The sequence below is a fragment of the Nonomuraea sp. NPDC049784 genome, from assembly GCF_040659615.1.
Classification (GTDB): Bacteria; Actinomycetota; Actinomycetes; order Streptosporangiales; family Streptosporangiaceae; genus Nonomuraea.
The window spans coordinates 1-7365 of the sequence record NZ_JBFAMX010000521.1; the positions used below are offsets into that span (position 1 = coordinate 1).

General features: G+C 71.8%; 4 protein-coding genes. 2 read left to right on the forward strand and 2 right to left on the reverse strand.

From position 1 onward, the window contains the following. Positions 1–1499: LuxR C-terminal-related transcriptional regulator (locus AB0J09_RS50365; protein ID WP_360708369.1), on the forward strand; the 1499-nt coding region annotated here is incomplete at its 5' end. Between the two features lie 55 nt (positions 1500–1554). Here AB0J09_RS50365 and AB0J09_RS50370 read toward each other — a convergent pair. Further along, complete coding sequence (locus tag AB0J09_RS50370; RefSeq protein ID WP_360708378.1) at positions 1555–3117, reverse strand: sulfatase; 1563 nt, start codon at positions 3115–3117, stop codon at positions 1555–1557. Positions 3118–3290: 173 nt separating this feature from the next. Then, on the reverse strand, positions 3291–4238 hold the full coding sequence (locus AB0J09_RS50375; RefSeq protein ID WP_360708372.1) for a TIGR04500 family putative peptide maturation system protein: 948 nt from the start codon (positions 4236–4238) through the stop codon (positions 3291–3293). A 395-nt stretch (positions 4239–4633) separates the two neighbouring features. Here AB0J09_RS50375 and AB0J09_RS50380 point away from each other — a divergent pair. Next, positions 4634–7365 (forward strand): BTAD domain-containing putative transcriptional regulator (locus AB0J09_RS50380; protein ID WP_360708375.1); only part of this gene is annotated, 2732 nt, incomplete at its 3' end.

Genomic DNA, 7365 nt, shown 5'->3' on the forward strand with positions numbered 1-7365 from the left:
CAGCGGACTCCGGCGCCCTGGAGCACGCGCAGGTCCTGGCCGATCAGACGCGTCGGCTCGCCGACGACCCGCTGACCCTCGCCCGGCTCGCGGGCCTGCGCGGCCGGATCGCGTTCGACCGGGGCGCCGTGCATGACGCCCACCGGATCCTCCTCGACGGCGCCGCCTCCATCGCGGATCTGGACCGGAAGGGTGCGGCACTCATCCTGCTCGACGCGGTGCGCAACGCGTGGTACCTCAGCGATCCGGCGGCCGTCGCCGAGTCCGCGGCGCGGCTCGCCGGCCTGCCGCTGACACCGGAGGACGGGCTGGACGGGTTCGTCCGGGCGGCCCGCGCGATGGCCGACTTCCTGGCCGGCGACCTGGACCGGGCGCTCCCGCCTTTTCGCGAGCTCATCGCCGTGGCCGGGGCGATTCCCTCCGGCATGTCGGCCCTCAGGATCAGTATCTGCTCGCTGGCCGGGATATCGGGCGACTTCGACAACGGGCTCGGCATCGCCCAGTCGGTGATCGAGGAATGCCGGGCCGACGGCATGATCGGGCTGCTGCCGCTCGCCCAGGCGGTGCTGGCGATCCACCAGATGTACCTCGGACGCTTCCGCGACGCCGTCACGACCGCGACCGAGGGACGCCTGCTCGCCACCGACATCGGCCAGACGCACCGCGTCGCGCACTTCGAGAGCGTCATGGCCATGGTGGCCGCCGTCCAGGGGCGGGAACAGGACTGCCGCGAGCTCGCCGAGCGTACGATCGCGCACGTCACCGCCCATCCGGTGGCGACGATCGTGGGCTGGGCCGAGTGGGCGCTCGGCCTGCTGGATCTCGGCCAAGGCCGCTTCGAGGCCGCGCTGGAACGCTTCGACGCCGCCGCACGCGGGCCGATCCGGCACCAGATCATGCCCATCTACTTCGCTCCCGACCAGATCGAGGCCGCCGTACGGCTGGGCCGGCCCGCCCGCGCCGCACAACCGCTCGCCCGCTTCGAGTCCTGGGCCACGGCCGCCCGCCATCCGTGGGCGGACGCCGTACTGCATCGCTGCCGTGCCCTCCTCGCCCACGACGACCACGAGGCGGAACGGCATTGGGAGCAGGCCGCACGGTCACACGCCGACGCGAACCGACCGTACGAACGGGCCCGCACCGACCTGCTCTACGGCGAGTGGCTGCGCCGCGCCCGCCGGAAGAACGAGTCCCGCACCCGCCTGCGCTCCGCACTGGAGACCTTCGAACGCGTCGGCGCCCGCCCATGGGCCGAGCGGGCCCGCGCCGAGCTGCGCGCGGCGGGTGAGACCGTGGCCCAGGGCGCCCCCGACCTGGTCGCCTCGCTCTCACCCCAGGAACTGCAGGTGGTACGCCTGGCCGCCACGGGGGCCACCAACCGGGAGATCGCCGCCCAGCTCTTCCTCAGCCCCAAGACGGTCAGCCACCACCTGTACCGCGCCTTCCCCAAACTCGGCGTCACCACCCGCACCGAACTCGCCCGCCTCGACCTGGGCTGAACGTGACCAGAGCCTCAGCCCGCGCGAGGGCGGCCGCGTCCTCCATGGTGGCGGGCTACGAGCGCACGTGGGCGGCTGTCCAGCAGTCCACCGCGCCGGGCTTGCCGCACCCCTTCAGCGCATCGAGGACCTTGCTCAGGTCGGCCGTTCTGGCGTTGCCGGGGTCGTTGGACTCCTCGCGTGGATCGGTGACGGTGTTGTAGTACTCGGGCTTCGGATCGCCCTTGTACTCGACATAGAGCTCGCCCGCGGTGCGCACGGCATTGTAGGTGGGCGGACGGGAGTTGCCCTTCTTGAGGGCGTCCGCGTCGGGGTCGGGCTGGCCCGGCGCGTTGGGGGTCGGCTTGACGTGCTCGATCAGCGCCGCATCGCGCCAGCCGGCGACCTTCTGGCCCTGGATGAGGGGCAGCAGGCTGCGACCGTCGCGGCTGTCGCGCGTCGCCTGGCCGACGCCGGCCATGTCGAGGAAGGTCGCGAACAGGTCCACGTTCTGGGCGATGGCGTTGGTCACGAGGTCGCCGTGCTGCCCCGTGGCCGGACGCCTGACGATGAGCGGCACCCGTACGTCCTGGTCGTAGGCGGTGGCCTTGCCGCGCACCAGGCGGTGCTGCCCGAGGTGGAAGCCGTTGTCGCTGGTGAACACGACGTACGTGTTCTGCTTCTCCTGCTCGGTCAACGCCGACAGGACGCGGGCCACCATGTCGTCGATCGACTGCACCATGCGGATCCGGTCGCGGAAGTCCTCGCGGAGCTGCTTGACGAGCTTCGGGCCGATCGGCGCCCGCCGTACCCAGGAGGGCTTGTCGGCGGTGTCCTCGTTGAACGTGGGCAGGGCGGTCACGTCGATGCTGTCGCAGTCGACGCCGCCGCAGTCGCCGTGGGGGAACTCCCCGCCAGGAAATCGGTCCTTAGGCCGGTCGCGTTCCGCGGGCGGAAAGCGCGGCTCCGTGTCACCGGGCTTGACGTTGACCCTGTTGTGCGGCGAGAAGGGCGAGACCTGGAGGAAGAACGGCTCGCCGGGGGCGTACTTGCGGGACCGCTCGATGAAGCCCACTGCCCGCTGCCCCAGCTCGTCCACCAGGTACGTGCCCCCGGAGGGATCGGTCGGCCGCTTGGCGCCCGATTCCTCTTTGATGTAGCGGGTGAGCCGGTACTTGTACTCGTTGTATCCACCGGCCGCGGTCACATGCCACTCGTCCCAGCCGACCGGCACCTTGTAGCCGTTGCCGGCGGGATACTCGTTGATGTACTTGCCCAGGTAGCCCGTACGGTATCCGGCTTGATGCAGGGAGACGGCGTACGTCCTGCCCTCATGCTTCTGGAACGCCGGATAACCGCCGTGGTCGTAGCCCTGGTTGGTCCGCACGCCGGTGTTGTGGGGGAACTGGCCGGTGAACATGGTGGCCCGGGACGGGCAGCAGAGCGAGTCGGCCACGTAGTAGTCGGTGAACGAGGTGCCGTCGTGGGCGAGGCTCTTGACCGTGTCCATGTACTGGAGCAGCTCGGCTGACATGTCGTCGACGAGGAAGAAGATGATGTTCGGCCGCTTGGGCTGGGCCGCGGTGCCGGCGGCCGCCTGGGACGCCATGGCCAAGGCGAGGACGACGGCTACCACCACCGCCAAGCCTTTCCTGATATTTCCGGACATCGCCATGACAGCCTCTTCGGCACAGATAGGAGGTTGGGAGTGCCGATGCACAGTAATTCAGGACAAATCGCCCAAGCAACTCCAAACATCCTAAAGAGGTGCATATCACCTCATGTGTGCCTCGACGTGGCGTGGAAGGAGAGTCAAGCAGGCGGCCGCGCCGTGCCCCAGACCCATTCGACCCGCGCGGTACGGCGCCGCTCCTCCAACCACTCCTCGAAGATCCGCTGCTCCACACGCCCGCGAGTCGGCGCGTCCAGCTCGGCGGAGCTGACGGAGATCACCCTGATCAGTTCGTCGTCGGGCGCCGGCTTCTGGAGGTCGGCGAGCGGCACCTCCTCGATCACCAGCCTCGCCTCCCCCGCCTCGGCCAGGGGGTAGAAGACGTCGAGTGCTTCCGCGGAATCGGCGAGCCTCTCGGAGGCCCGGCGGGCCGCTGCGGCGTCCGGGAACGTCAGCCGGGCGATCCTGGCCGTGCCGAACTCGTCGCGATGCTCGTCGAAATACCGCTCAACCCGCCCCTCGGTCACCCGGCGGCGGATGCGCTCGGCCGCGGCCTCGCCCGCGACGACCTCCTCCAGGTCGCGCGTCGTCATCGAGCGCCGCTCCATCCACTCCCTGGCCTGCGCCGCGGTCAGCAGGCCCCGGGCGCGGAGGAAGGCGTCCGCTGCCTCCCGCAGCTCGCCGTCCGCGAGTTCGACCGGCGACTCCCGCAGGTCCTGTTGCAGCAGGGCCGAAGAGATCAGCCGGTTCATCAGCCTGGTGTCCTCCCATAGGAAGCCCGATCGGGCCACGACATCCGAGATCGGCACGGTGATGCCGTTGACGCGCAGGACCGCCGGCTCGCCCGCGCGGTGCACGTTGCGCAGCGGCGACGCCCCGTCCGGACGCCAGGACAGCGAGACCGTGCCCTCGCCCGGCGTGGTGATCAGCAGATCGTAGTGCGGCGAGCCGTCGTACTCCGCCCGCTGCCTCAGCAGCCGGAACCGCGTATGGGGATGGCGTTCCCGCAGGTCCTTCAGCCGCTCCTGGGCCTGCGGCGGCTCCATGTCCGCCACGGCGCGCAGGGTCTCGAGCGCCTCAAGCAGCATGGCCGTCTCCTAGTGCTGCCCGCACTCGTACCTCGGCCCCCCGCCGGCGAGGCGGAGGTCGCCCTCGTCCAGCTCGGGGCCGACGGCCGCGAGGTCGTCGATCTTGATCTTGGACACTGTGTTTCCTTCCGATGTCCCGTAGTGGGCGTCCGGACGGGGGACCGGAGAAAACGCTAGGGATCACCACTTGGCGGAAGCTTGGGTACGACTCGTGATCTCCGCCCAAGTCGAATGAGTCGCGCCCAAGTCGCGCGCAATTCACCTGACAAGGCGCCGTACTGGGTTATCTGCACGTAGCGTCAAGAGCCTGTCGGGATCTACGATGTGCGCGTGCTCATCGAGGTTCCGAGACGGGACTTATCCGGCTTCCCGTTGGATCGGTCCAGGATCGTCCGGTGATCCGCATCGGGGTGCTCGGTCCCATTCAGGCCGCCGTCGACGGCTCCGCCGTCCCGCTTCGCGGAGCGCGGCAGCGCGCCATCGTCGGCCGGCTCGTGGCGGCCAGGGGAGACGTGGTCTCCGTCGACCGGCTCATCGACGACCTGTGGCAGGGCGAACCGCCGCCCCAGGCCATCGCGGCACTCCAGTCGTACATCTCCAACCTGCGCCGCGCGCTCGAGCCCGATCGGCCGCCGCGTGCCCCGGCCCGCGTGCTGGTCAGCGCCGCCCCCGGCTACGCGATCCGGCTGGCCGACGACGCGGTGGACGCCTGGCGGTTCGAGCGGCTCGTCCGCGAGGCCCGCGAGCACCACCACGACAAGCCGGCCCACGCGAGGACCCTGCTGGAGGAGTCCCTCGCCCTGTGGCGCGGGGACGCGTACGCCGAGATGGCCGACGAGGAGTGGGCCGTCGCCGAGGCGGCCAGGCTGGAGGAGCTGAAGCTCGGCGCCGGCGAGCTTCTCGTGGCCACGATGCTCAGATCCGCCCCGATCGCCGACGCCGTGCCCGCCGCCGAGGTGCTGACGCGGCGGCAGCCGCTGCGCGAGGAGGGCTGGCGGCTGCTCGCGCTGGCCCTGTGGGGCGGCAACCGGCAGGCCGACGCGCTGGGCGCGCTGCGCAGAGCCCGCGACACGCTGATCGACGAGCTCGGGCTCGATCCAGGACCGGCCCTGGTGGAGCTGGAGGAGGCCATACTCCAGCAGCGCATGGACGTGCTGCACGCCTCCGTGGCCCGCCACGACACCGGCGCGGTTCCCGTACGGGCGGTGCCCGAGATCGCCCCGCAGCGGTCGCTGTTCGTGGGGCGGGCCGCCGAGCTGGCCGCGCTCACCCGCGCCGCGGACGAGGCGCTCGCGGGCACCCCGAGAATCGCCCTGGTCGCCGGGGAGCCGGGGGCCGGCAAGACGGCGCTGCTCGCCCAGCTGCACGACCGTCTGGAGCCCGGCGACTGGCTCGTGACCGTGGGCCGCTGCCCGGAGACCGACGGCGCGCCCCCGGCCTGGGCGTGGCTGGAGGCGCTGCGGCCGCTGGCGCGCATGTTCCCTCCCGGCGAGCATGAGACGGCGCTGTCGCCGCTGCTCGGGGAGGGTCCGCTGGCCGGTGACGACGCCTCGGCGGGGCGGTTCCGGCTGCATCGGGCTGTGTGCTCGTGGCTGCGTACGATCCCGCGGGGCAGGTCGCGGCAGGCGCTGGCGATCGTCCTCGACGACCTGCACCGAGCGGACACCGAGACCCTCGCCCTGCTCGGCGCGGTCGCCGACAACCTGGGTGACGCCCGCGTCCTGCTCATCGCCGCCTTCCGGCCCGCCGAGATCATCGAGACGCAGCAGGAGGACGTGCTGGCCGCGCTCGCCCGGCACGCCCCGCTGCGGCTGCACCTGGACGGGCTGCCCGTGGCCGACGTCGAGCAGCTGGTCACGTACGTGTGCGGCAGGACCGTCGATCCCGGCACCGTCGCGTCGCTGGCCGAGCGCACCGGCGGAAACCCGTTCTACGTGTGGGAGAGCGCCCGGCTGCTGGCCAGCGAGGGCAGCCTATCCCTGGTGCCGGAGGGCGTGCGTGACGTGCTCCGCCGCCGCCTCGCCAGGCTTCCCGCGGCGGCGGTGAGCGTGTTGCGGCTGGCCGCGGTGGTCGGCAGGGAGGCAGAGGTCGAGGTCCTGATCAACGCCGCCGACGGCGACGAGGACGAGGTGCTCGACGCGCTGGAGGCGGGGGAGCTGTCCGGGCTGCTGACCGAGCCGTCGCCGGGACGCGTCCGGTTCGTGCACGCGCTCGTGCGCGACACCCTCTACAAGGACCTTCCCCAGGTACGGCGGACGCGCATGCACGCCCGCATAGCCGAGTCGCTGCGGGCGCTGCATCCCGGCGATGCGACCGCGCTCGCGCACCACTACGCCAGGGCGGCGACCTCGGCCACGGCCGCGCAGGCGGTGGACTACTCGGTCCGCGCCGCCGAGCTCGCCACCCGCAGGTACGCCCACGACACCGCGGTGGAGCTGCTCGACCAGGCGCTGGACTGCTTCGAGCGGGTCGCCGACGCCGACGGCGGCTGCGCCCGCCGGGTGGAGTTGCTGGGAGAGCTGCTGCGGGCGCAGGTACGCGCGGGCGCCGTGGTGGCCGCCCGCGACACCCGGGAACGGGCCGTCCAGGTCGCCAGGGAGTCAGGGCGCGACGAGCTGCTGATCGTCGCGTTCACGTCGTGGACTGAGGCCACGCCCTGGCAGATCCGCCCGTACGGGGTGGTGGACACGCCCACGGTGGAGCTGCTGTCGCGGCTGCTCCGCCGCGGCGACCTCGATCCGGTCACCCGCTGCCGGCTGCTTGACGCGTTCTGCGGCGAGCTGGCGGGTGAAGGGGACCCGCGTAGCCTGGCGGCCGCGCGCGAGGTCGCCGGTCTGGCCCGCGACCTGGACGATCCCGCGATGACCGGGCTGGGGCTGGCGCTCCTGATCAAGGAGGCCGACTACGAGCGCGAGGCGCACGTCCGCGGCCCGCTGGCCGGGCAGCTGGCCGCGCTGTCGGAGGAGCACGACCTCATCGCCTACCGGTGGTTCGCCGAGTGGACCCTGACCACGGTGGCGGGCGCCGTGGGACTGCGTCACCACGAACGGCTGGTTCGGGTAGTCGAGCAGCACGAGCGCGCCCTTGAAGGTACGCTTCGACCCCTTGACGGCGGGGTCGTTCCACT

Coding starts and splice junctions, on each gene's coding strand:
- AB0J09_RS50375 (WP_360708372.1), bottom strand. CDS start 4,238: ATGCTGCTTGAGGCGCTCGAGACCCTGCGCGCCGTGGCGGACATGGAG.